This window comes from Cycloclasticus sp. PY97N, assembly GCF_002443175.1.
Classification (GTDB): domain Bacteria; phylum Pseudomonadota; class Gammaproteobacteria; order Methylococcales; family Cycloclasticaceae; genus Cycloclasticus; species Cycloclasticus pugetii.
The window spans coordinates 1,198,587-1,219,741 of record NZ_CP023664.1; the positions used below are offsets into that span (position 1 = coordinate 1,198,587).

Here is a 21,155-nt window from a genome sequence, read left to right on the forward strand (position 1 = left end):
CCTTTGTGATTGAAGGTAAGAATTAATCGTTATAATTATGCGGCTATAACAACCTTATTTCGGCCTGCTTCTTTTGCTTGGTACAGTGCTTTATCGGCGCGATCAATTAACAGTTCAACACTATCGGTTGCTTTAACTGTTGCGATACCTGCGGAGATTGTTACCTCTCCAATGGCTTCACCACTTTCTTTTCGTTGCAGCTTACTGTTACTCATTGCAATACGTATTTTTTCCGTCAGCTGCTTCGCGTTGTCAATATCCAGGCCGGTTAAAATAACTGCAAATTCTTCACCACCATACCTAGCAATATGGTGCTCTGAGCCAACAATCTGGGTTAAAAGTGCGGAAACGTAACGAATAACTCGATCGCCGACAAGGTGGCCAAAATTATCGTTTACACGCTTAAAGTGATCAATATCAAGTAGAACCAGGGTTGCACTTAAATTGGTTTCACTATGAACAACGTTATCTATCGCTTTATCAAACGCGCCTCTGTTTTTAAGGCCTGTTAACGCATCTTTTTCAGAGCTTGCTTTTACTGCCTCTAATTCGGCTTTCATTTTAAGAATTTCAGCATTTGTTTCTTGCATCCTTGCTTGGGTGGCCTGATTGTTCTTAACCATCTCTCGTGTATCCTGCATGACTTGTTTGAGCACCAGTGCAGCAGCTTGTGGGTCAGTTGTATAGGATAAAGTTTCTGCATGTTTGTTTATCGTGCTGTCAAACTCTCCGGCACCACTGCTGACCTGTTGGACTTCTTCAGATGCTGAAGACATGGCTTTTTCTAAGGAGTGCTGTATTTTTTCTTGTTGTTCTAGGGTTGCTCCACCATTGATGTATTTTTCATAAAGTTCCAGCATGATAGCTAATGTAAAAGGTTTTTTTTCACTAATAATGCTATCGATGACGTCATTAAGGGTCTGGGAATTACCAGATAAATAACTGTAAAAAATAGAGTAGTTGATGGGGGTGGGAGGTAAGTTATGTTGTGACAACATTGGGATCGCTTGCCTTAAATATTCGGCGGCTTGTTTGGGTTCGTCTTGTTGTAACATTTAATTCCTCTATTTGACGGTTTGTATTTATATTAGTACAAAATTTGAAGCCAGATGTAAACAGCTGGGGTTTGGTGAGTTTATCTGCTTTATTTAGTCATTATATGATTAAATTTGTGAGGGAGGTCTCATTTTATTTGCCTGTTTAGTAACTGTCAGTAAAGGTTTATTCGAGGCAGTTGGGTAAGAAGCTGTGTTATAAAGAGCTTTTGAATCTCCTTGGCTTTTTGAGAAAATATATGGGTTGTGTTAATCATTTTATTTTGCTTATTTTGTTGCTGGTTGCTATACCAGTAACACAGGCCGACCTGTACAAAAAAGTCGATAAAAACGGCCATGTTTATTTTACAGATAACCCCGTCGGGGGTGGTTTTAAGCTTATTATGCGGACGCCTAAAAAAGGCACGATTGAGTATAAAAACTTTCAGCGTAATCGTCGTCAATTGACACCGCTGATTAAACAGCAAGCTAGGCAATATAAGGTCGACCCTGCGTTGGTGATGGCTATTATTCATGCTGAATCAGCTTATGATAGAAAGGCTGTCTCAAGAGCTGGAGCCGTAGGCTTGATGCAATTAATGCCTGGAACGGCAAAACGATATGGAGTCAGTAACCGTACTGATGCAGTGCAAAACATTCGTGGCGGGGTTCAGTATTTAAGGTATTTATTAGAACTGTTTAAATTTAATATTAAACTAACCCTAGCTGCTTATAATGCAGGTGAATCAGCTGTTTTGAAATATGGAAATAAGGTGCCACCTTATCCGGAAACAGAACAGTATGTAAAAAAAGTGGTGACTTATTACCAAGATTATTTAAATGGTCATAAGGTGCTTTAACTATTAAGACTTTCTAAAGGAGAAATATGCGTTTATTACATACGATGCTTCGTGTCGCAGATTTAGACCGTTCTATTGAATTTTATACAGAGGTGTTAGGGATGACGCTATTGAGGCGCAAGGAGTTTCCTGAGGGCCGTTTTACCTTAGCGTTTGTCGGGTATCAGCCTGAAAGTGCCGGTACAGTTATAGAGCTAACGCATAACTGGGATAAAGGTGCCTATGACCTAGGGGATGCGTTTGGGCATATTGCCATACAAGTTGCTGATGTCTATGAAGCATGTGAGCTAATTCGTCAAAAAGGCGGGGCGGTAACACGCGAAGCAGGGCCGATGAAGGGCACAGACAGTATTTTAGCGTTTGTTAAAGACCCTGATGGCTATTCGATAGAGTTGCTGGCCTGACTATTAAAGTATTTTAACGCCCATTGCTGTTAACATATTAGTCAGCTTGATTAAAGGCAGCCCGATAAGTGCATTGGGGTCCTCACCTTCAATGCGATCAAATAAAGCGATGCCTAGGCCTTCTGATTTAAAAGCAGCCGCGCAGCCATATGGTTTGTCTCTGAGTACATAGTTTTCTATTTCCCCAAGAGATAGGGTTTTCATATGCACTCTACAGATGTCTGTTTCGGTGATGCTCTCGTGAGTTTTAGAGTTTAGAAGCGTTAAGCTGGTATAAAAGACAATGGTTTTCCCTGATGAGCGTGTTAGCTGTTGTACGGCCTTGTTAAATTCGCCGGGCTTAGTAAGTTGCTGATCCCCAAGCATGGCGACTTGGTCAGAGCCAATAATGAGGTGGTTAGGAAAGTCTGGCGTCAACGCGGTCGCTTTTTCAAACGCGAGACGTTTTGAAAGTTGAATAGGGCTTTCGTTGGCTTTAAACGATTCATCAATATTCGGTGAGGCGGTTTCAAAGTTAGGATAAATTTTTTTTAGCAGCGTTTTACGAAAAGGTGAGCTAGAAGCTAATACTAATGTCGGATGATTTTTCATATAATATAGTTAATTTGAATTAAGATCATTTTACCTAATATGACCAAGACATTGCAGATAGAAGTTGACCCATCGTTGTGCGCCAGTCAAGAACGAAACATTACAGGCGAACTGCCTTACGATGAATTACAGCAAATACAGGCTGATATTGATCCGTCTAGTTCTTCAATAAGGGCAGATTTAACATTTTCAAAAGCCGGAAAATTTGTTGTTTTAACAGGTCGGATTTCAGCAGATCTCGTGTTACAATGCGCCGCTTGTTTAGAATTGACTGATTTTCCGGTCAATATAGATGTGAAATTGGCGATTATCAATGATGAGGCTAGAGCATCATTAATACCAGATGATTGTGAGCCTTACTTGTATGATGGTGAGCGCTTGCTGATCAGCGATGTCGTTGAGGCAGAAGTGGTGTTAGTGCTTCCATCCATAGCAAGGCACGAAGTGTGTCCGGTTGAGTTGCCTAAAAGTAGCGCAAGCAAAGATTATGGGCTTGAAACGGAAAAAAAGAAGAATCCGTTTGAGGTTTTAGAAAAGTTAAAGTTGAATTAGACAGAAGGTTTAGCGTCTACTCAAGAAATAATGTCCAATGGGCAAAAACTAATGTCAGCAAAACAAATGTGTTTTGTTGTGGAAAGACTTATGGCTTAAAAGCGATAAGGGTTATTAATTCTCTGGAGAATTTGAGATGGCAGTACAAAAAAGTAAAAAATCACGTTCAAGACGTGGTATGCGTCGTTCACACGATGCGTTGACAGCGAAAACATTATCAACTGAGCCTACAACTGGTGAAGTTCATTTGCGTCATCATGTGAGTGCGGATGGTTTTTACCGCGGCGAACAAGTTGTCGCTGATAAAGATTAATAAGGTTTTTGTTTTAACGTATCTTCGGGCCGTTCAGCTTCGTGTTGTTAGGTAAGGCATTAGTTTATGTTTAATGCGAAAATAACCGGTACAGGTAGTTATTTGCCTGAAAAAGTTGTTACTAATAAAGATTTTGAATCAACATTAGAGACGACTGACGAGTGGATTTATTCCAGAACGGGAATAAAGCAAAGACACGTTATCGATGAAAAAGAGTCTGTCTCCAGTATGGCTGAGATTGCGTCTAATAACGCACTTGAAGCAGCGGGGTTAGATGCCTCTGAAATCGATCTTATTATTGTTGCTACCAGTTCATCTGATAGGGTTTTTCCTAGTACGGCGTGTATTTTACAAAATAGGCTGGGCGCAAACGGTGGGGCAGCTTTTGACGTTCAGGCGGCTTGTTCAGGGTTTATTTATGCCTTGGGCATTGCAACCCAATTTATAAAAGCTGGGGGCGCAAAAAAAGCACTGGTTGTCGGTTCAGAAGCGAATTCAAGGATTCTTGACTATTCAGATAGAAGCTCGTGTGTGATCTTCGGTGATGGTGCGGGCGCAGTTGTGGTAGAAGCATCAGAAGAGCCCGGTATTTTATCAACGCATATGAACGCCGACGGTCAATATCAAGATCTGCTGTATGTGAACAATCCAATCAAAGACCAAAAACAAGAAGGTGATCAGGCTTTCATGACGATGCACGGCAATGATGTGTATAAAGTTGCGGTTAAAACATTAAGCCGTGTTGTGGATGAAACACTTGAAGCCAACAACATGGATAAATCAGATGTTGACTGGTTAATACCGCACCAAGCTAATATAAGAATCATTTCCTCGGTTGCAAAAAAGCTGAATATGCCGATGGAAAAGGTTGTTCTCACGATAGAAAATCAAGCCAACACGTCTGCTGCTTCAGTGCCTCTTGCATTAGATCAAGCAGTTAGAGATGGGCGAATTAAAAAAGGTGAAATAGTCTTGATGGAAGCCTTTGGTGGTGGTTTTGTCTGGGGTTCTGCTCTTGTAAAAATGTAAGTCTTCAGTAAATTCAAATCATTTAATACATTATGTCATCAAACAAAATAGCCATTGTTTTTCCAGGTCAGGGGTCCCAAGCTGTCGGTATGCTAGGTGATCTGTCTGCTCACTATAATCAAATCAAAGAAACCTTCGATGAGGCATCACAAGCATTAGGCCGTGATTTATGGGCGTTAGCCCAAAATGGGCCTGTTGAAGAGTTGAACCAAACACAAAATACACAACCTTTGATACTAACAGCAAGTGTTGCCATGTGGCGCGTGCTCCAATCTACAGCGGAAGTTACTCCCTCGTTTATGGCTGGCCATAGCTTGGGTGAATATACAGCGCTTGTTTGTGCGGGAAGTTTGGACTTTGTTGATGCAGTTAAATTGGTTGAGCAACGTGCGATGTTTATGCAGCAAGCCGTCCCTGAAGGTGAGGGAGCGATGGCTGCAATATTAGGTCTTGAAGTAGCTGACTTAGTAAATATTTGTAATCAAGCGGCTGAGGGAGAAACTGTTTCGGCTGTTAATTTTAATGCACCAGGTCAGGTTGTTATTGCAGGTAATACGAACGCAGTTAATAGAGCAATAGAGTTGGCGAAAGAACAGGGCGCAAAAAGAGCGTTGCCGTTACCAGTCAGTGTACCTTCACATTGTGCGTTGATGGCTCCAGCTGCTGAAAAGTTAATGGCTGTATTGGGCGGAGTTAGGTTTTCAATACCAACCATTTCAGTCATACACAATACGGATGTAGCGCAACATAACGATGCATCTGATATTAAGCAGGCTCTGATGAAACAATTACACACGCCGGTACGCTGGGTTGAGACAGTTGAGATGTTAACTGATGCCGGAATAGATACCATTATTGAGTGTGGTCCAGGTAAAGTGCTAAGTGGATTAAATAAAAGAATTAATAAATCATTAGCACTTTACTCGTTAGGTGATGAGCGCTCATTTAATAAAACGATAGAGGCATTATGATGAATAATAAACCAATTGCATTGGTTACTGGAGCAAGTCGTGGGATAGGTAAAGCCATTGCGCAACAGCTGGTCGCTGATGGTTTTTATGTTGTTGGAACGGCCACTTCTGATAACGGCGCGGCGGCTATATCAGATTATCTATCTGATTCAGGTAAAGGAATGACGTTAGATGTTACCGACACAGATTCAATTCAGTCGGTCTTGAAAGACATTACATCTACTGTGGGTGCGCCTACAGTGTTGGTGAATAATGCTGGGATTACCAGAGATAATCTTATGCTCAGAATGAAAGATGATGAGTGGGATGATATTATTTCAACCAATCTAAGTTCAATATTCCGCGTTAGTAAAGGTTGTTTGCGCGGTATGATGAAAAATAAAAAAGGGCGGATTGTTAGTATTGCCTCAGTTATTGGTGTAACCGGTAATGCTGGGCAAGCAAATTATGCAGCTGCTAAGGCAGGGATTATCGGGTTTAGTAAATCGTTAGCGAGAGAAGTTGGCTCAAGAAATATCACAGTCAATACGGTGGCTCCAGGCTTTATTGACACAGATATGACAAAAGCCTTACCAGATGAGCAAAAAGCTTCATTATTGGAAGGGGTTCCTCTTGGGCGTCTTGGTGATGCAAAAGAGATAGCAAATGCTGTTTCCTTCTTATGTTCTGATAAAGCGGCTTACATTACAGGGGAAACTTTACATGTTAATGGTGGCATGTATATGGGGTAATGAATAATTGATCGTAAGTTTTTAGTAGTAGTCCTTGGTTTGATATATAGAATTGTTTAAACTTTTTTAATTTAGCAATATAATAAGAAGACCACAAATTTAGCAATATAATATGAACACCACAAATTAAATTTGTGGTTCCAAAAATACAGAGGGAATAGAAAAATGAGTAATATTGAAGAGCGCGTCAAAAAAATCGTTGCAGAACAACTTGGTGTGAAGGAAGAAGAAGTAACAAACGAAGCATCATTCATCGATGACTTAGGTGCAGATTCATTGGATACGGTTGAGTTAGTGATGGCTCTTGAAGAAGAGTTTGATTGTGAGATTCCTGATGAACAAGCTGAAGGTATCACAACTGTTCAACAAGCAATTGACTACGTTAATAATAACGCAGAATAAATCAATTTCTTTTTATCAAGCACGGCTTACTTTATCGTAAGCCGTGCTTGTTTTATGTTAGAGAGTTCATATTGTGTCTAAACGTCGAGTAGTAGTTACAGGGTTGGGTTTGTTGTCACCAGTTGGTGGTAATGTTGCAGATTCTTGGGAAAATATTTTAAATGGTCAAAGTGGTATTGCCCCGATAACTCGGTTTGATACAACTGATTTTCCATCAAATTTTGGTGGAGCCGTTAAAGATTTCGATGTAAATGACTATCTTTCTCGTAAGGATTCAAAAAAAATGGATCCATTTATTCATTACGGTGTTGCGGCTGGAATCCAAGCTTTAGATGATTCTGGTCTTGAGGTGACGGATGAAAATGCTGAAAGAATCGGCGTAGCCATTGGTGCAGGTATTGGTGGTATTTCAGGCATTGAAGCTGGTTTTGAAGGCTTTCAAAAAGGTGGGCCAAGAAAGATTTCACCGTTTTTTGTGCCATCAAACATCATCAATATGATCTCAGGAAACCTTTCAATTTTACGTGGATTGAAAGGGCCAAATTTCGCCATTGTAACGGCATGCACAACAGGTGCGCATAATATTGGCGATGCAATGCGCATTATTCAATACGGTGATGCTGATGTGATGGTGGCTGGTGGGGCAGAAATGGCCACGTCAGTGACGTCTTATGGTGGGTTTTCTTCTGCGCGTGCCTTGTCACGTAGGAATGATTCACCCGAAACGGCGAGTCGTCCTTGGGACAAAGACCGTGATGGCTTTGTTTTAAGTGATGGTGCCGGTGTTTTGGTGCTTGAAGAATATGAGCATGCTAAAAAACGCGGTGCAAAAATTTATGCAGAATTAGCCGGCTATGGAATGAGCTCCGATGCATTTCATATGACCATGCCATCAAAGAATGGTGATGGCGCATACCGTTGCATGCGAAATGCTTTAAAAGACGCTTCGTTAGATGCAGAACAAGTCAGTTATATCAATGCCCACGGTACCTCGACACCTGCTGGGGATGTTGCTGAAACGCACGCAGCTAAAACTTTATTAGGTGATAATGCTTATAAAGTACCGATGAGTTCAACCAAGTCCATGACTGGTCATATGCTAGGAGCAGCCGGTGGCGCAGAGGCAGTATTTTCTGTTTTAGCGTTGCGTGATCAAGTGGCGCCACCGACCATTAATCAATTTACGCCTGATCCTGATTGTGATTTAGATTATGTGCCAAATGAAGCACGTCAAATGGAAATGAATGTTGTTGTGTCAAATTCATTTGGGTTTGGTGGTACTAACGGCACGCTCGTCTTTAAACGACTTTAGCTTATACCCTGCCAGGTGACACTGGATATAAAAGACTGTGGCGATTACTTTAAAATCGAAATTGCTTCAGATTTTGACCTATTAGATTGCCATGCGGCGAATTCTAAGCGCTATCCATTTTTATTAGAAAGTAATGATGCGAGTCATTCAGCCAATGCTTTCGATATATTGTTCGGTTTTCCTGGCGAAAAAATTGAATCATCAAACATAAAAAATAATCAATTTTTCGCTAAGTTTGATCATGCTTTTGAACGAGAGAAAGTAGCAAGCAAGGCTGACAACCTTCCTTTTACGGGGGGCTGGTTTGTCTTTTTAAGTTATGAACTTATTGGTGTTATTGAAGAAAAACTTTCCGATCTGCAAGTAGATAAAAGCTTACCGGTGGTGAGTGCTGTAAGAATCCCTTTAGCCATCATAAGAAGCCATCAGGATAACCGTTGCTGGATTGTGTGCGAAAAGGGACATGATGCTTTAATTAAACAAGTATTGGTTGATCTAGAGAGCCTGGAAAAGAGTGAGTTTAACTATCCAACAGTCAAGTTAAAAGAAGACCCGTCGCACGCCTTTTTAGCGGGTGTAAAAAAGATTAAGTCATATCTAATTGAAGGAGATACCTTACAGGTTAATCTTTCTAGGCAATGGGCCGGTGAGTTTGCTGGTCAGAGTGATTATTTAGATGTTTATCGTTCACTAAGGGTACATAACCCTTCACCTTTTGCTGGGTTGGCTTGTTTCGGCGAGACGGTTATTTGCTCATCATCTCCGGAGCGTTTAATTAGTTGTGTTGACGATGTTGTGCAAATGCGACCTATCGCAGGCACAAGGCCCAGAGATAAAGATGAACTGTTAGATAATAGTTTTGCGCAAGAGTTACTTTTTAATGCAAAAGAAAGCGCAGAACATATTATGTTGATTGACCTCATTCGTAATGATCTTGGGCGAATTTGTACAACCGGTACGGTAAAGGTTGATGAGAAAATGAGCTTGGAATCTTATGCAGAAGTGCATCATATAGTCTCAAACGTCACTGGTAAATTGGTCTCGGGCATGTCGCCCTCAAACGTGATTAAAGCAGTTTTCCCTGGCGGTACAATAACGGGTTGTCCTAAAGTTCGTTGTATGGAGATCATTAATGAACTAGAAAAAACGCCAAGGGGTGCCTATACCGGGTCGATGGGCTACATTAATCGTAATGGCAACCTAGACCTAAACATATTAATAAGAACCTTTACCATTAATGATAGGCAGTTAACATTGAGGACAGGGGCAGGAATCGTGGCGGATTCAATTGCAGAAAAAGAACTTGAAGAAACACGACATAAAGCCAAAGCTTTATTACAAGCGTTGAATATTAATAATGGATAAGACCCTAATTAATGGTCAATATGGTGACTCAATTAATGCTTCAGACAGGGGCTTACAATATGGTGACGGCCTGTTTGAAACCATTCTAGTGGAGTTTGGTTGCCCTTGTTATCTTGAAGAACACTTGCAGCGCTTACAAAAAGGTTGCGAAGTGCTGGGTTTTCCACCTCTTAATAAGGATATTTTAGAAAGAGAAATCTTTCAGCTCATCGAGACAAATCAATGTGGGGTTATAAAATTATTGATTTCAAGAGGTGTCGGTAAAAGAGGTTTTTTGCCGCCCAAAAACCCTAACGTAACACGGCTAGTGTCTTTTTCTGCAACTAAGGCAACGGTAAAAAATCCACTGCTTAGTTTAGACCTTGTTTTATGTCATACTCAGCTAAGCCGCCAACCCTTATTGGCTGGGCTTAAACACTTGAATCAATTAGAACGAGTGTTAGCACGTAGTGAATTTGGCGATACTGTTTCAACCGAAGGTTTAATGCTCGATGTTGAGGGCGTAGTGATTGAAGGAACAATGAGTAATATTTTTATTGTTAGCAAGGGTGTTTTAATGACGCCTACATTAGAAAATGCGGGAGTTAGAGGAATCATTCGTGATTACTTAATAGCTCAAGCGACTCAAGAAGGAATGGATTGTAGAGAAATGGAGCTGTCTGTGGAGAACGTAATAGATGCAGATGAGGTTTTTATGACAAATAGTTTAATGCCTATACGAGCTATTAAACAACTTAGAATTGATGACAAAGCCTTTATTAAAGAGGTGGGTCCATATGCACACTGGGCGTTAGATAGCGTACTGGCAGATATTCAGCATCAAGTCGATCAACACGCGGGAAAAAACTAATGCGGCGCTTATTAGCAATAACAATTATTGTTTGTAGTTTATTATTTGGTTGGTTTTGGATGATGTACAACTATGCAATGAATGAATCGTCTATTTCTAACGAGATGGGCTCTGTTGTTGTGAACATTGAAAAAGGTCAAAACCTAAATCAAATTATTTCAACGCTGGATAAGAAAGGCGTGGTAGATGGACCTTGGTTTAAATGGCATGTACGGTTTGAAGGAGCTGCCAATAAAATACAAGCAGGTGAGTACGAATTTTCTCCAGGTTTGACACCGGTGCAAATATTGAATTTTCTAGTCAAAGGCAAGGTTAATCAATATGCTATTTCAATTATTGAAGGCCAAACGTTTAAGGAAGTTTTAAGGGACATTAGAGAGCATCCAGCGATTAAAAAAACACTGCCTGAACAAGCGAGTATCAGTCAGTATTTAACGTTATTGAATATTCCGGAAAAACATTTAGAGGGGATGCTATTACCCGAAACATATTTTTTTATTAAAAATACATCTGATGTAGATATTCTTCGTCGTGCATACCGTTCGATGCAGGTTTTCGTTAATTCAGCATGGCCTAAAAGAGATGTAAGAACAGTGATACCAAGCGTTTATGATGCACTGATTCTAGCATCTATTGTAGAGAAGGAAACGGGGGCTGCTCACGAACGAAAGCAGATAGCGGGTGTTTTTATCCGTAGACTTGAAATAGGTATGAAACTACAAACAGACCCAACTGTTATTTACGGTATGGGAGATGGGTATGACGGTGATATAAGGTATAGAGATTTACGTAAGGACACTCCCTATAACACATATACACGTTATGGGCTTCCACCGACACCAATAGCAATGCCTAGTAAGGCGGCGATCGACGCAGTTCTACACCCAGAAGACACTAAAAACTTATATTTTGTATCGAATGGTGATGGCACGCATATATTTTCTGAAACGTTGAAGCAACATAATGCAGCGGTTAACAAATACCAACGGAAGCAATAATAATGAAAGTGGGAAAGTTTTTAACCCTTGAAGGCGTTGAAGGTGTTGGTAAAACAACAAATCTGGAGTTCATTGCTAACTATATAAAATTAGCCGGGCAAGAGGTTGTTACAACGAGAGAGCCTGGTGGCACAAAAATAGCCGAAAAAATTCGAGGCTTGTTATTAGACCATGATGATGAGTCATTATGTGATGAGTCTGAGCTTCTCTTAATGTTTGCGGCACGGGCTCAACACATTAAAAACGTCATTATGCCGGCCTTAGAATCTGGCAAGTGGGTTGTGTGTGATCGTTTTACGGACGCTACGTATGCGTATCAAGGGGGCGGGCGTCATTTTAAAGTTGCTGATATTAGCTGGCTAGAACAATTTGTTCAAAAGGGCTTGTTGCCCGACCTTACCATTTTGTTAGACTTGTCGGTGGATATTGGCTTACAACGAGCGGCGAATAGAAGTGATCCTGACCGTTTTGAATCTGAAAAAAAAGTATTTTTTGAAAATGTTCGGCAAGTATATTTGGATAGAGCAAAGGCAGAACCTAAACGCTTTGGTGTTGTTGATGCCTCTGACCCTTTGCAACAAGTACAGAAAAATATAGCCGTTTACTTAGACAAAATATTGCTAGATGAGTAATCAATTACAAGCAGTTTACCCTTGGTTACAAAACTATTGGGGGCCATTATCTCGTTACTTAAAGCAAGACCGCTTACCCAGTGCTTTGATCTTAGTTGGCAACGAAGGGTTAGGGGTGTCATCGTTGGCTATCGCATTTGCCCATCGAGCTGTTTGTTCTTCATCTCTTGATGAGCCGTTTGCTTGCGGCTTATGTGAAGCGTGTTTATTGTTTAAAGCTGATAATTACCCAGACTTCTTTCATGTAATACCTGAAGAGGGCAAAACGAGTATTAAAATTGAACCCATCCGGCAGTTAATGTCATCATTAGCATTAAGCAATCAATATACTAAACCAAGAATTGTTGTTATTGACCCAGCCGATGCGATGTCTCATTCAGCGGCTAATAGTTTACTGAAAACCTTAGAGGAACCTAGCGAAAATACCTGCCTGGTTTTGATAGTGAATCAACTGTCGAAAGTACCCGCAACAATAAGAAGTCGTTGTCAGCTTATAACCGTTAAGGGTATTGAGCTGACTGAGGCAAAGGATTGGTTAGTTGGTTTGGGCTGTAAGGAGCCAGAACAATATTTGAGTTTAGCTAACAACGCGCCTCTTTATGCTAAAGAATTATGGCAAAAAGAGGCCTTGAAGATCAGAAAGCTGTTACTGAATAACTTTATAGAGCTTTTGAAAGGGCGTTTAGATCCAGTCCTATTTGCTGAAAAATGTATTAGCCTAAAAGGCTTGCCTGTTTTAAAATGGCTGATGTCGTGGCTATCTGATGCAATCAAGTGCGCTCATGGTGCGTTAGATAATCAGCTAATGAACCCTGAACTGAGAGCTGACTTGAAAGTTTTTATAGAAACGCTACACTTAAAAGGAATGCATACTTTGTTAGAGCAGTTAAATTATTTAACATCGTTAGAGTCTAATCAAGTTAACCAACAGTTAATGCTAGAAGAGTTCGCGATACAAAGTTATTCACTAACACGTAAATAAAGGCTAGTTAAATGACCCCTACAGGAAAAGAGTCTCGCCAAGGAATTTTATCTTTAACGATTAAAGATAAAAATGCATTGTATGCGGCGTTTATGGATTATGTTGAGGGGGGCGGTTTGTTTATCCCAACCCATAAGAAATATAGCTTAGGTGATGAAGTATTTATGTTGTTAAGTCTAATGGGCGAGGCAGAAAGAATTCCGGTTGCTGGGCGAATTATTTGGATAACCCCAGTGGGCGCAGAAGGCTCCAGATCGAACGGTGTTGGTGTTCAATTTAATGAACAAGACGGTGGTGCAGCGCGAGCAAAAATAGAAACATATTTGGCAGGAACCTCTGCAACTGGGCGACCTACACACACCATGTAATGTTACTTGATGAATGTTCTTGAAACGGCCTTTAAGGCCGTTTTTTATTTATAGAGGATAATACCTATGTTTATAGATTCACATTGCCACCTAGATCGTGTTGATCTAAGCCCTTTCTCAAATAGTCTTAGTGAATATTTAGAAGCTACGAAAGCTGATTCATTAGAGCATATGTTATGTGTGTCAATTAATTGGGAAGATTACCCTGCAATGCGAGATTTGGTGAACGGTTTTGCAAATATTTCTACATCGGTCGGTGTACACCCTAATGAGATGGATGGCCATGATCCAAGTGTTGATGAATTAGTGGATATTGCCTTGAAAGATCAGGTTGTGGCCATTGGTGAAACCGGCTTAGATTACTCTAGAATTGAAAAAGAGACTGAGGTACTTACCCAGCAGCAACGTTTTCGTCATCACATCAGGGCGGCAAAGAAAATTGATAAGCCGATTATCATCCATACCCGTGATGCAAAGCAGGACACAATTAGAATTATGCAGGAAGAATCTGCTGGTGAGTGTGCTGGTGTGTTGCATTGTTTTACTGAAGATTGGGAGATGGCAAAACAAGCACTGGACTTAGGGTTTTATATCTCATTCTCAGGCATTGTTACATTTAAAAATGCTAAGCAAGTTCAAGAAGTGGCAAAAAAAGTGCCCAATGACCGTTTTTTAATAGAAACAGACTCTCCCTATTTGGCGCCTGTTCCGATGCGAGGAAAGCCAAATTACCCTAATTACGTAAAATATGTGGCAGAAAAAATGGCAGAATTAAGAGGTTTATCCTTAGACGCCACAGCACAAATGAGTGCTAAAAACTACTCTACTTTGTTTGATCGTTAATCTAGCGAGGCTTTGCGCCATCTTAAGAAATTAGGAAGAGGGTAGAAGTGCTTGGATCTTATTTAACAGCATTATTTTTTCGGTTAGCGTGTTGTTTGTGTCATTTAGTTCGTTATTAATGTCGCTTAATTGCTTTTGTAAAACTGAAATTTCTTCCCTTGCGGATTTGAGGTTTTCATCAGCCATGGTTTTATAAGCCTCATTAAATTTTTTCTGATAACTGGATAATAATTCACTTAACAGGTCGTCAAAGCTTTGCTGGCTAAAATTGTTTGAGCTGACTAAACTTTCAAGGTGCTCAAGAACATCATATAGCGGCTTCTTAAATTCGCGTTGGAAACATGAACTAAGTTGCTGATTGAGATAGTGTAAGTCGTCTTCATTTCCGCTGAACTGAGCAAATAATTTTAAGCTGCTCGATTCAAAACTATTAAGACTTTCCGCGTGTTTTTCAAAATATACTTGCTCAAGTGTTGTGACGATTTCTCGCAGTTCGTCTTTAGGAAAAGAGCGTTGTTCAAGGTAACTGTATAGTTCTCGGATAGATGACGAAGAGGGTGCTTGATCTGCTTGAGTCGTGGGCTCTTCGGGTACTTGTGGTTGAAACTGGGCAAGTTGCTCTAAAAAAGCGGCTGAATCTTCTTCTGTTACATCACCCGTTGATAATTGGGCAATGCAAAAATCGGCGGCTTGTTTAAAGCTAAGCGGTGTTTTTACACTAGCAGGCGGTGTAACAGTATTAGGTAAAGTGTCTTCTTTAAACGTAACGACTGGTGTTTCAGAAGGTGTTTGAGCACGTGAGTCAATGCCATCTTGCTGGCGCCAAAACTCACTGAATGAGTCGACAGTTTGTTCAGCAACCTCTTTGTCTAATTCTTGAGCCAATTTTTTAAAGCAGCCACTTGCATTAGAGTCTGGACTTAACAATACAGCAGGGCATTGAAGCCTGATGGATGAAATCATGGTTTCATCTACTTGAATATAGCCCAGGTAGTTAATGTCAACATCAATATATTTTTTTACAGCCGACTCAAAACGTTTATATATTGCTTGGCTATTCTCGGCATCTAAAGCCATATTCACGAGAATATATGAAGTTCGATTATAGTTTGAGCGTTTTAAAACTTTAAGTAATGAAAAGGAGTCAGTTAAAGAAGTGGGTTCGGGGGTAATAATAATAATTGAAAACTGTGAGGCTCTAATAAAATCAAGAACATCATCGCCAATGCCTGCAGCCGTATCTATAATGAGATAATCAAAATCTTGTTGGAGTTTATCTAAAGCCGCTAATAAGATCAGTTTTTGCTCATTTGTTAATTGCGCATATTCAGCAATTCCGGTCGCGCCGGGAACAACTTTTAAGCCGCGTGGCCCATCAATAATAATTTCTTTTAAGTTTTTTTCGCCGTTTAAAAGATGTTGTAAGGTATACGTTGGTTGAATACCTAATAGAATATTAATGTTGGCCAAACTAGCATCAGCATCAAATACACACACTTTTTTGTCTAACGCGGTAAGAGAAAGCGCTAGATTAGTGGCCGTGCTAGACTTACCAACGCCCCCTTTACCACTGGTGACTGTGATAACTTTTGCTTTTGGCTGGCTCATACTGTTTATACTTGTGTTAGTGTAAGCTAATTCCATTTGATCAATCGCTAGTCCGTTACTGTAAAACGTTAAGTTAAAGTAACTTTGATTTTATCAAAATACCTTCCCAATAAGTTAAAAATTTATATTCTATAAAATGAAAACAAACCTAACATCATTTTCTCATGGTATTGGTAGCTTTATTGCGGGCTTCCACTTAATCCGCCAGCCAGGATTAAGGCGTTTCGTTATTATTCCCCTAATGATTAATGTGGTGCTCTTTAGTGTGGCAAGTTGGCTGCTGTGGCACTATTTATCAACAATGGTCGATTCTATGTTGCCAAGTTGGTTATCTTGGTTAGCGTGGTTGATTTTGCCTATCTTTATGACCAGTATTTTAGCGATTGTTTATTATTGCTTTACCTTGGTTGCTAACATTATTGCGGCACCTTTTTATGGCCAGTTATCCAAAGGCGTAGAAGCGCATCTAAAGGGGCAGCCTTATGTTGAAGTAAATGCTGACACGTTTCTTAAAGAAGTGTTTCAGATGTTAGGGTTGGAATTACGTAAGATCACATACTATTTACTTCGTGCGGTTCCACTGTTAATACTGTCGGTGATACCTGGCATTAATGTAATTAGCCTGCCGCTATGGTTATTATTTAGTGCTTGGTTTTTAACATTTGAATATGCAGGCTATTCATTTGAAAACCACAAGATTTTATTTAATGATCAAAAACGTATGCTAAACAGGTCTCGTGTCAACACGATGACGTTTGGCAGTATAAGTTTGTTGGCAACCACTATTCCTGTCATCAATTTGTTTGCACCTGCAGTAGCAGTAGCAGGTGCCACTAAACTATTTTATGAACGAGGAGAGTTAGGCTAATTCGGCATTAAATACATTATTTTCAATTGAAGTCAGCTTGCAAGGAATGATTTGGTTACTGAGTTTTTCAGGCTCTGTGCTAGTGATTTTAACACGTAAATAATTTGGGCTATAACCGAATAATGTGCTGACACCGTCAGTCTCAACTTGGTGGCTATCCTCCCATAAAACATTAACAGTGTGACCGACTAGTTTATCCATTTGGGCGCGTTTTGCTGATGCCGCAAGGGTATGAAGAGCTTGGCTTCTGCTTTTTTTGATCTGCGTACTAATTTGGTTTGGCATAGAGGCTGCTTTGGTGCCTTCTCTAGTTGAGTAGGTAAAAATATGTAAGTCACCGAATTGCATTTCTTGTACAAAATCTAGCGTTTGTTGCCACTCGTCATCAGTTTCACCGGGAAACCCAACAATGATGTCGGATGTGATATTGATGTTCGGCATTATTTTACGTGCTTCTAATACAAGCGCACGAAACTCACTTGTTTTACAGCGCCGAGACATTCTTTTAAGTACCGTGTCTGAGCCGCTTTGTATTGGTAAATGCATATGTGGCATTAACCTTGGGTTTTTAAATAATTCAAGAAAGCCTTGCGGTAAATCCCATGGTTCTAAAGACCCCATACGGATTCTTGGAATACTTGTTTGTTGTAATAAGGCTGTTACTAAATTGTATAGATTACTACCTGTATCACTACCATAACCACCTAGGTGTACGCCTGTAATAACAATCTCTGAAATGCCTTGTTGGTGGAGGGCGTTGGCTTCGGCGACGATACTGTCAATAGATTTGCTTTTCTCATCACCTCTGGCAATGGTGACGATGCAGAAACTACAACGGTATCGGCAGCCATCTTGCACTTTGATAAAGGCTCGTTGGCGTCCCCTAGAAAATAACGCAACCTCATTAGGCTCAGTTGCAATGCTCGGCATTGTTTCTTCACTTAGTTCATTAAGTGTTAAGGTGACTAATTGGTCTTTTTGTTGGTTATTAACGAGTAGATCAACGCCATCTAAGGCAACAGTTTCTTGCTCATTTAAGGTGGCATAACAACCGCTCACAACAAGTTTTGCCCTCGGGTTTTTTTGATGTGTTTTTCGCACAAGTTGGCGAGATTTTCTTACGGCTCCTTGCGTGACCGCACAGGTGTTGAGTACCAAAATATCGGCCTCAGTTTCCTGATTAACAAGCTGGTGCCCTTCGGCAACAAAATCATTTGCCCAAGATTCTATTTCAGCTTCGTTTAATCGGCAGCCTAATGTTTTAAGGTGAACGCGCATTGGAAAGTACTAGTGGTTTAAAGAACGTTTATTTTACGCTATTTGTTTTGCTGACAGATAAAGTCAATGACCTTTTGTTGGCAGCCCTCTGTATTCTCGTACAAAATGCCATGCCGGTTAGAGCTAACCCATTGATAGTGTAATAGTTTAGTTGGTATGTGTTTGGCAAGTGTTTGGTAACTGGATGGGGCAACTACAGGGTCGTTATCACCTTGGATCAGGAAGACAGGGCAGTTAATTTTTTTTAATCTGGGGAGGGTTTTTTTAATTAAAATTAAGAGCTGATTAATGGCTGCAATTGGGGTGTGGTGGTAATTAAGGTGGGGGTGTTCGGGTAGATTGGCTTTAAATGGCAAAATACCATCCGAGTTACTGATTTTTTGTATAAATTTATTCGTGTAGTGAGTGATTTTTACCAGTTGAGATAAAGGGTCTTTAAAACTGACGGGGGCTGAACACGCGGTAACTGAACGTATATTAAGGTGATGACTCGCAGTAACCATCAGAGCCAACAGGCCACCACTTGAAAAACCAACGAGGTGTACATCTTTGCTGTAACAATGTGCTATTTTGATACTTTGTTGAAGAGATTGACGCCAATCTTGCCAGCTTCTTTTGTGTAGGTCCCATGGTGATGTTCCATGGCCTTTTAGGCGGCAACCGATGCTGATATATCCTTGGGCAACAAATTTTTCAGCCAATGTTTTAAGTTCAATAGGCGTTGAAAGCAAACCGTGAACAAACACGACGCACTGCCCATTATATGTTTTTGGCATTAACAGATAGGGAAGGGCGGACTTTTCGCTGATGTGTTGTTGTTGATTGATTACTTGGTGTTTTGGGTCTTTAAACTGTGAAATATCCCAATGGTATTCAAGTAACTCATCTTCAAATAGTAGGTGGGCAAACCGGTGGGATTGTTTGTCAAATTTAAAGGCTAAGCTGGTTTTAATAGCTATTCTGACCTGAGGAATGGATGCAGCCTCATTTGCATTTACAGCAATAGGGTTTTTATATCGAATGCTATCAAAATCTTGTTCGGCGGAAAGGTGTTCGGTAAATTTATAGTACACGCCCGACGATTCAAGCAAGTTTGCCTCGTAGGCACTTTTTAAAAACAGGTCAAAAGTCTCGCTTTTTGTCATTAACAAATTGCGATAAATAGAGGGGTTTTGCAGCGTTCGATGAAAGCTTAGCGTGTCGCTTTTTTGTAACGCCTTAATGCTGCCATAAATCAATTGATGAAGCTTTTTTTTATTAATATGGGTCTTTCCTTCGGCAACAAAATGCATGATCAGCGTTGCGGCAATATGAGCAATGTTAATAGTGACATTGTCATAAATAGCATGCATGTAATCATCACGAATTCTATTAGCGTTGCGTTGATAACTCAGACGAAACAATAGGTTGTTCAAATTACCGTTATGCTCAACTTTATTTAAAAGTTGTTTTAGCGCTAAATCTGAGTGGTTAACAAAGGTGGTTGTAATCGTTGATTCTAATCTGGTCCAGTAATCCTCTACAGCAATAGGCTTAGCTAAACGAATGTCCATATCGGTATCTTTAAATAAAAAGTTGCCTTCGATTAATAACTCTTCCGAGATGCGATGGTGTAAGTTATTAACAAAAAATCGTACCGTATTGCTTAATGCATTTTCACCAATTCGTAAGGGGTAAAAGGTAATATTGCAGGGGATGATAAGGGTGGGTTTTTTGCACAGTTCCAGCAATTGCTGTTTGTCTTCAAAGCCTAATTCTTTCGCCCATAAAGAGAGGGTCTCTGTGTTTTCTTGTTCACTAAGGTCACGAACAGTTTGTTTGAAAATAGCGATTGCTAAGGCAATAACTGCTGGCCCAGTATGTAGTTTTCGCCGCTCATTATGTGAACGTGAATAAATACTGTAGCGGCCTTCTTCATCAAGCACACGTCGGTCTTTTACGATACCGCCTTCGGGGAAGGCAACGAGCTTTTGTTGGTGTAAAATATCTTTTGCTATATGAAACAAAAGCCCATCAATGTTATTTGGTATACCACCTAAATCAATCAAATAACGACCGAAAACATTATCAGCGAATAACTCGTTTGCAGCAATTGACCTAGAGTAGTGTTTTGTTTTTTCGTAAATTAAATATTGTGGAATAAAGGTTTCAAATCGAGCAAAGTGATTGAATAAAAAGATATCGCCTTCTAACCAAGAGGATGGGTTGCCATGAGTGCGAACCGTCAGGCTAAGAACCTTAAATAAGGCTTTCATAGCATGATAAGTCCAGTGGTAAGTGCCTGGGTTTATCGTATATTGCTGCGTCTCTATTTTATTTTTTGAGTCGTCGCTCATGCCCGTGTTTTAATTAAAAACTTAACGTTTAAATGCATAGTAGTTCATTATGGTTAGTTTTACTCCAAAAAATAGGCAACAGTTACCTTACTTGAAGCAAGGAGAGGTACATGTATGGGTGTTTGACCTGATGGTGCCAATAACTAGCAAGGCACACACTATAGTGAGTGAAACTGAGTGGCTAAAAATAAATCGATTAAAGCATCAACAAAATAGAGCATTAGCATTGTCGATGAGAGTACAGCTTAAGCGATTGCTGTCATGTTATTTGGGTATCAGCCCAGTTGAGCTGCAATTTGATACAACTGAATTTGGTAAACCGTACCTAAAAAATCAAACACTATCGTTTAATGTTTCACATTCTGGCTCGCAGGCCCTGGTGGCAATGACCTTAGAAGAAGATATTGGTGTTGATCTTGAGCATTGGCGTTATTTAGATAATTTAGAGGGCTTAGTAAAGCGTAACTTTTCAAGTAGTGAACAAGCTCAATGGGGCAACATAAGCGCAGCACAACGCGAAGAGACTTTTTTTAACATTTGGACCTGTAAGGAAGCTTTTATCAAAGCAACGGGTAGAGGGCTGGGAATGGGGGTGTCTCGTTGTGGTTTTAGTTTGACACCACCAAACAGGCTCTTAGAGTGCCCAGTTGAGTATGGGAGTGCATCAGATTGGTCATGTGTATCTTTAAAGGTAGGTGAAAAAGTCAGTGCATCATTAATGCTACGGTCTAAGCATTGCGAACCAATTATCTCTACATTTGATCACGAAAATCCACCTCAATTTATTTAATCGCTATAAAATACGCGCTGCCATCAAATATACGTTAT

Annotated in this window: 23 protein-coding genes; 18 read left to right on the forward strand and 5 right to left on the reverse strand. The window is 40.2% G+C overall.

The window, feature by feature from the left end; translation table 11 throughout:
* Positions 1-35: 35 nt before the first annotated feature.
* Entirely contained in the window at positions 36-1,055 is a 1,020-nt protein-coding gene (locus CPC19_RS05930) for a GGDEF domain-containing protein (RefSeq protein ID WP_016390102.1), read from the reverse strand.
* 239 nt (positions 1,056-1,294) lie between these two features.
* On the opposite strand from CPC19_RS05930, the gene CPC19_RS05935 reads away from it, so the two are divergent.
* Positions 1,295-1,894 (forward strand): transglycosylase SLT domain-containing protein, encoded by a 600-nt coding sequence (locus tag CPC19_RS05935; RefSeq protein ID WP_016390103.1) that lies wholly within the window; start codon positions 1,295-1,297, stop codon positions 1,892-1,894.
* Positions 1,895-1,920: 26 nt separating this feature from the next.
* The gene (gene gloA, locus CPC19_RS05940; RefSeq protein ID WP_016390104.1) at positions 1,921-2,298 is read left to right on the forward strand and encodes a lactoylglutathione lyase; all 378 of its coding nucleotides are present in this window, start codon (positions 1,921-1,923) and stop codon (positions 2,296-2,298) included.
* Between the two features lie 3 nt (positions 2,299-2,301).
* Here gloA and CPC19_RS05945 read toward each other — a convergent pair whose 3' ends face one another.
* Positions 2,302-2,889, reverse strand: coding sequence for a nucleoside triphosphate pyrophosphatase (locus CPC19_RS05945; protein WP_016390105.1), 588 nt, complete (start codon positions 2,887-2,889; stop codon positions 2,302-2,304).
* Positions 2,890-2,928: 39 nt separating this feature from the next.
* Between CPC19_RS05945 and CPC19_RS05950 the strand changes: the two genes are divergently transcribed.
* From CPC19_RS05950 to CPC19_RS06015, 14 genes are all read left to right on the forward strand, one after another.
* The gene (locus CPC19_RS05950) at positions 2,929-3,441 is read left to right on the forward strand and encodes a DUF177 domain-containing protein (RefSeq protein WP_016390106.1); all 513 of its coding nucleotides are present in this window, start codon (positions 2,929-2,931) and stop codon (positions 3,439-3,441) included.
* A gap of 136 nt (positions 3,442-3,577) precedes the next feature.
* A complete protein-coding gene (gene rpmF / locus CPC19_RS05955; protein WP_015006180.1) occupies positions 3,578-3,754 on the forward strand; it encodes a 50S ribosomal protein L32 in 177 nt (58 codons plus the stop codon).
* Between the two features lie 66 nt (positions 3,755-3,820).
* Entirely contained in the window at positions 3,821-4,783 is a 963-nt protein-coding gene (locus CPC19_RS05960) for a beta-ketoacyl-ACP synthase III (protein WP_016390107.1), read from the forward strand.
* A 32-nt stretch (positions 4,784-4,815) separates the two neighbouring features.
* The gene (fabD, locus tag CPC19_RS05965) at positions 4,816-5,754 is read left to right on the forward strand and encodes an ACP S-malonyltransferase (protein ID WP_016390108.1); all 939 of its coding nucleotides are present in this window, start codon (positions 4,816-4,818) and stop codon (positions 5,752-5,754) included.
* Positions 5,754-6,485: a 3-oxoacyl-ACP reductase FabG gene (gene fabG, locus CPC19_RS05970; protein ID WP_015006177.1), complete on the forward strand. Its 732-nt coding sequence runs from the start codon at positions 5,754-5,756 to the stop codon at positions 6,483-6,485. Before fabD ends, fabG begins: the two co-directional genes overlap by 1 nt.
* 165 nt (positions 6,486-6,650) lie before the next feature.
* On the forward strand, positions 6,651-6,887 hold the full coding sequence (acpP, locus tag CPC19_RS05975) for an acyl carrier protein (RefSeq protein WP_015006176.1): 237 nt from the start codon (positions 6,651-6,653) through the stop codon (positions 6,885-6,887).
* Positions 6,888-6,960: 73 nt separating this feature from the next.
* The gene (fabF, locus tag CPC19_RS05980; RefSeq protein WP_016390109.1) at positions 6,961-8,199 is read left to right on the forward strand and encodes a beta-ketoacyl-ACP synthase II; all 1,239 of its coding nucleotides are present in this window, start codon (positions 6,961-6,963) and stop codon (positions 8,197-8,199) included.
* A gap of 15 nt (positions 8,200-8,214) precedes the next feature.
* Positions 8,215-9,564: an aminodeoxychorismate synthase component I gene (locus tag CPC19_RS05985; RefSeq protein WP_016390110.1), complete on the forward strand. Its 1,350-nt coding sequence runs from the start codon at positions 8,215-8,217 to the stop codon at positions 9,562-9,564.
* Entirely contained in the window at positions 9,557-10,414 is an 858-nt protein-coding gene (gene pabC / locus CPC19_RS05990; RefSeq protein ID WP_016390111.1) for an aminodeoxychorismate lyase, read from the forward strand. Before CPC19_RS05985 ends, pabC begins: the two co-directional genes overlap by 8 nt.
* Complete coding sequence (mltG, locus tag CPC19_RS05995) at positions 10,414-11,412, forward strand: endolytic transglycosylase MltG (RefSeq protein ID WP_016390112.1); 999 nt, start codon at positions 10,414-10,416, stop codon at positions 11,410-11,412. Before pabC ends, mltG begins: the two co-directional genes overlap by 1 nt.
* Positions 11,413-11,414: 2 nt before the next feature.
* Positions 11,415-12,044 carry a dTMP kinase gene (tmk, locus tag CPC19_RS06000; RefSeq protein WP_015006171.1) on the forward strand — a complete coding sequence of 210 codons (630 nt, stop codon included), beginning with the start codon at positions 11,415-11,417 and terminating at the stop codon, positions 12,042-12,044.
* Entirely contained in the window at positions 12,037-13,026 is a 990-nt protein-coding gene (locus CPC19_RS06005) for a DNA polymerase III subunit delta' C-terminal domain-containing protein (protein ID WP_016390113.1), read from the forward strand. Before tmk ends, CPC19_RS06005 begins: the two co-directional genes overlap by 8 nt.
* Before the next feature lie 11 nt (positions 13,027-13,037).
* Positions 13,038-13,394, forward strand: a complete 357-nt coding sequence (locus CPC19_RS06010) for a PilZ domain-containing protein (protein WP_015006169.1) — start codon at positions 13,038-13,040, stop codon at positions 13,392-13,394.
* A gap of 66 nt (positions 13,395-13,460) precedes the next feature.
* Entirely contained in the window at positions 13,461-14,237 is a 777-nt protein-coding gene (locus CPC19_RS06015; RefSeq protein WP_016390114.1) for a TatD family hydrolase, read from the forward strand.
* A 30-nt stretch (positions 14,238-14,267) separates the two neighbouring features.
* On the opposite strand, the gene CPC19_RS06020 is transcribed toward CPC19_RS06015, so the two are convergent.
* Positions 14,268-15,845, reverse strand: a complete 1,578-nt coding sequence (locus tag CPC19_RS06020; RefSeq protein WP_016390115.1) for a MinD/ParA family protein — start codon at positions 15,843-15,845, stop codon at positions 14,268-14,270.
* Between the two features lie 136 nt (positions 15,846-15,981).
* On the opposite strand from CPC19_RS06020, the gene cysZ reads away from it, so the two are divergent.
* Positions 15,982-16,713 (forward strand): sulfate transporter CysZ, encoded by a 732-nt coding sequence (gene cysZ, locus CPC19_RS06025; protein ID WP_035850530.1) that lies wholly within the window; start codon positions 15,982-15,984, stop codon positions 16,711-16,713.
* Here the strand turns inward: cysZ and mtaB are convergent.
* Together mtaB and CPC19_RS06035 are read right to left on the reverse strand one after the other, a co-directional pair.
* Positions 16,705-17,991 (reverse strand): tRNA (N(6)-L-threonylcarbamoyladenosine(37)-C(2))-methylthiotransferase MtaB, encoded by a 1,287-nt coding sequence (gene mtaB / locus CPC19_RS06030; protein ID WP_015006165.1) that lies wholly within the window; start codon positions 17,989-17,991, stop codon positions 16,705-16,707. The two genes, cysZ and mtaB, sit on opposite strands and share 9 nt — an antisense overlap.
* Before the next feature lie 38 nt (positions 17,992-18,029).
* Complete coding sequence (locus CPC19_RS06035; protein ID WP_016390117.1) at positions 18,030-20,327, reverse strand: alpha/beta fold hydrolase; 2,298 nt, start codon at positions 20,325-20,327, stop codon at positions 18,030-18,032.
* A gap of 49 nt (positions 20,328-20,376) precedes the next feature.
* Between CPC19_RS06035 and CPC19_RS06040 the strand changes: the two genes are divergently transcribed.
* Positions 20,377-21,117 carry a 4'-phosphopantetheinyl transferase superfamily protein gene (locus tag CPC19_RS06040; protein WP_016390118.1) on the forward strand — a complete coding sequence of 247 codons (741 nt, stop codon included), beginning with the start codon at positions 20,377-20,379 and terminating at the stop codon, positions 21,115-21,117.
* Positions 21,118-21,155 lie beyond the last annotated feature (38 nt).

Coding starts and splice junctions, on each gene's coding strand:
- CPC19_RS05930 (WP_016390102.1), bottom strand. CDS start 1,055: ATGTTACAACAAGACGAACCCAAACAAGCCGCCGAATATTTAAGGCAA.
- CPC19_RS05935 (WP_016390103.1), top strand. CDS start 1,295: ATGGGTTGTGTTAATCATTTTATTTTGCTTATTTTGTTGCTGGTTGCT.
- gloA (WP_016390104.1), top strand. CDS start 1,921: ATGCGTTTATTACATACGATGCTTCGTGTCGCAGATTTAGACCGTTCT.
- CPC19_RS05945 (WP_016390105.1), bottom strand. CDS start 2,889: ATGAAAAATCATCCGACATTAGTATTAGCTTCTAGCTCACCTTTTCGT.
- CPC19_RS05950 (WP_016390106.1), top strand. CDS start 2,929: ATGACCAAGACATTGCAGATAGAAGTTGACCCATCGTTGTGCGCCAGT.
- rpmF (WP_015006180.1), top strand. CDS start 3,578: ATGGCAGTACAAAAAAGTAAAAAATCACGTTCAAGACGTGGTATGCGT.
- CPC19_RS05960 (WP_016390107.1), top strand. CDS start 3,821: ATGTTTAATGCGAAAATAACCGGTACAGGTAGTTATTTGCCTGAAAAA.
- fabD (WP_016390108.1), top strand. CDS start 4,816: ATGTCATCAAACAAAATAGCCATTGTTTTTCCAGGTCAGGGGTCCCAA.
- fabG (WP_015006177.1), top strand. CDS start 5,754: ATGAATAATAAACCAATTGCATTGGTTACTGGAGCAAGTCGTGGGATA.
- acpP (WP_015006176.1), top strand. CDS start 6,651: ATGAGTAATATTGAAGAGCGCGTCAAAAAAATCGTTGCAGAACAACTT.
- pabC (WP_016390111.1), top strand. CDS start 9,557: ATGGATAAGACCCTAATTAATGGTCAATATGGTGACTCAATTAATGCT.
- mltG (WP_016390112.1), top strand. CDS start 10,414: ATGCGGCGCTTATTAGCAATAACAATTATTGTTTGTAGTTTATTATTT.
- tmk (WP_015006171.1), top strand. CDS start 11,415: ATGAAAGTGGGAAAGTTTTTAACCCTTGAAGGCGTTGAAGGTGTTGGT.
- CPC19_RS06005 (WP_016390113.1), top strand. CDS start 12,037: ATGAGTAATCAATTACAAGCAGTTTACCCTTGGTTACAAAACTATTGG.
- CPC19_RS06010 (WP_015006169.1), top strand. CDS start 13,038: ATGACCCCTACAGGAAAAGAGTCTCGCCAAGGAATTTTATCTTTAACG.
- CPC19_RS06015 (WP_016390114.1), top strand. CDS start 13,461: ATGTTTATAGATTCACATTGCCACCTAGATCGTGTTGATCTAAGCCCT.
- CPC19_RS06020 (WP_016390115.1), bottom strand. CDS start 15,845: ATGAGCCAGCCAAAAGCAAAAGTTATCACAGTCACCAGTGGTAAAGGG.
- cysZ (WP_035850530.1), top strand. CDS start 15,982: ATGAAAACAAACCTAACATCATTTTCTCATGGTATTGGTAGCTTTATT.
- mtaB (WP_015006165.1), bottom strand. CDS start 17,991: ATGCGCGTTCACCTTAAAACATTAGGCTGCCGATTAAACGAAGCTGAA.
- CPC19_RS06035 (WP_016390117.1), bottom strand. CDS start 20,327: ATGAGCGACGACTCAAAAAATAAAATAGAGACGCAGCAATATACGATA.
- CPC19_RS06040 (WP_016390118.1), top strand. CDS start 20,377: ATGGTTAGTTTTACTCCAAAAAATAGGCAACAGTTACCTTACTTGAAG.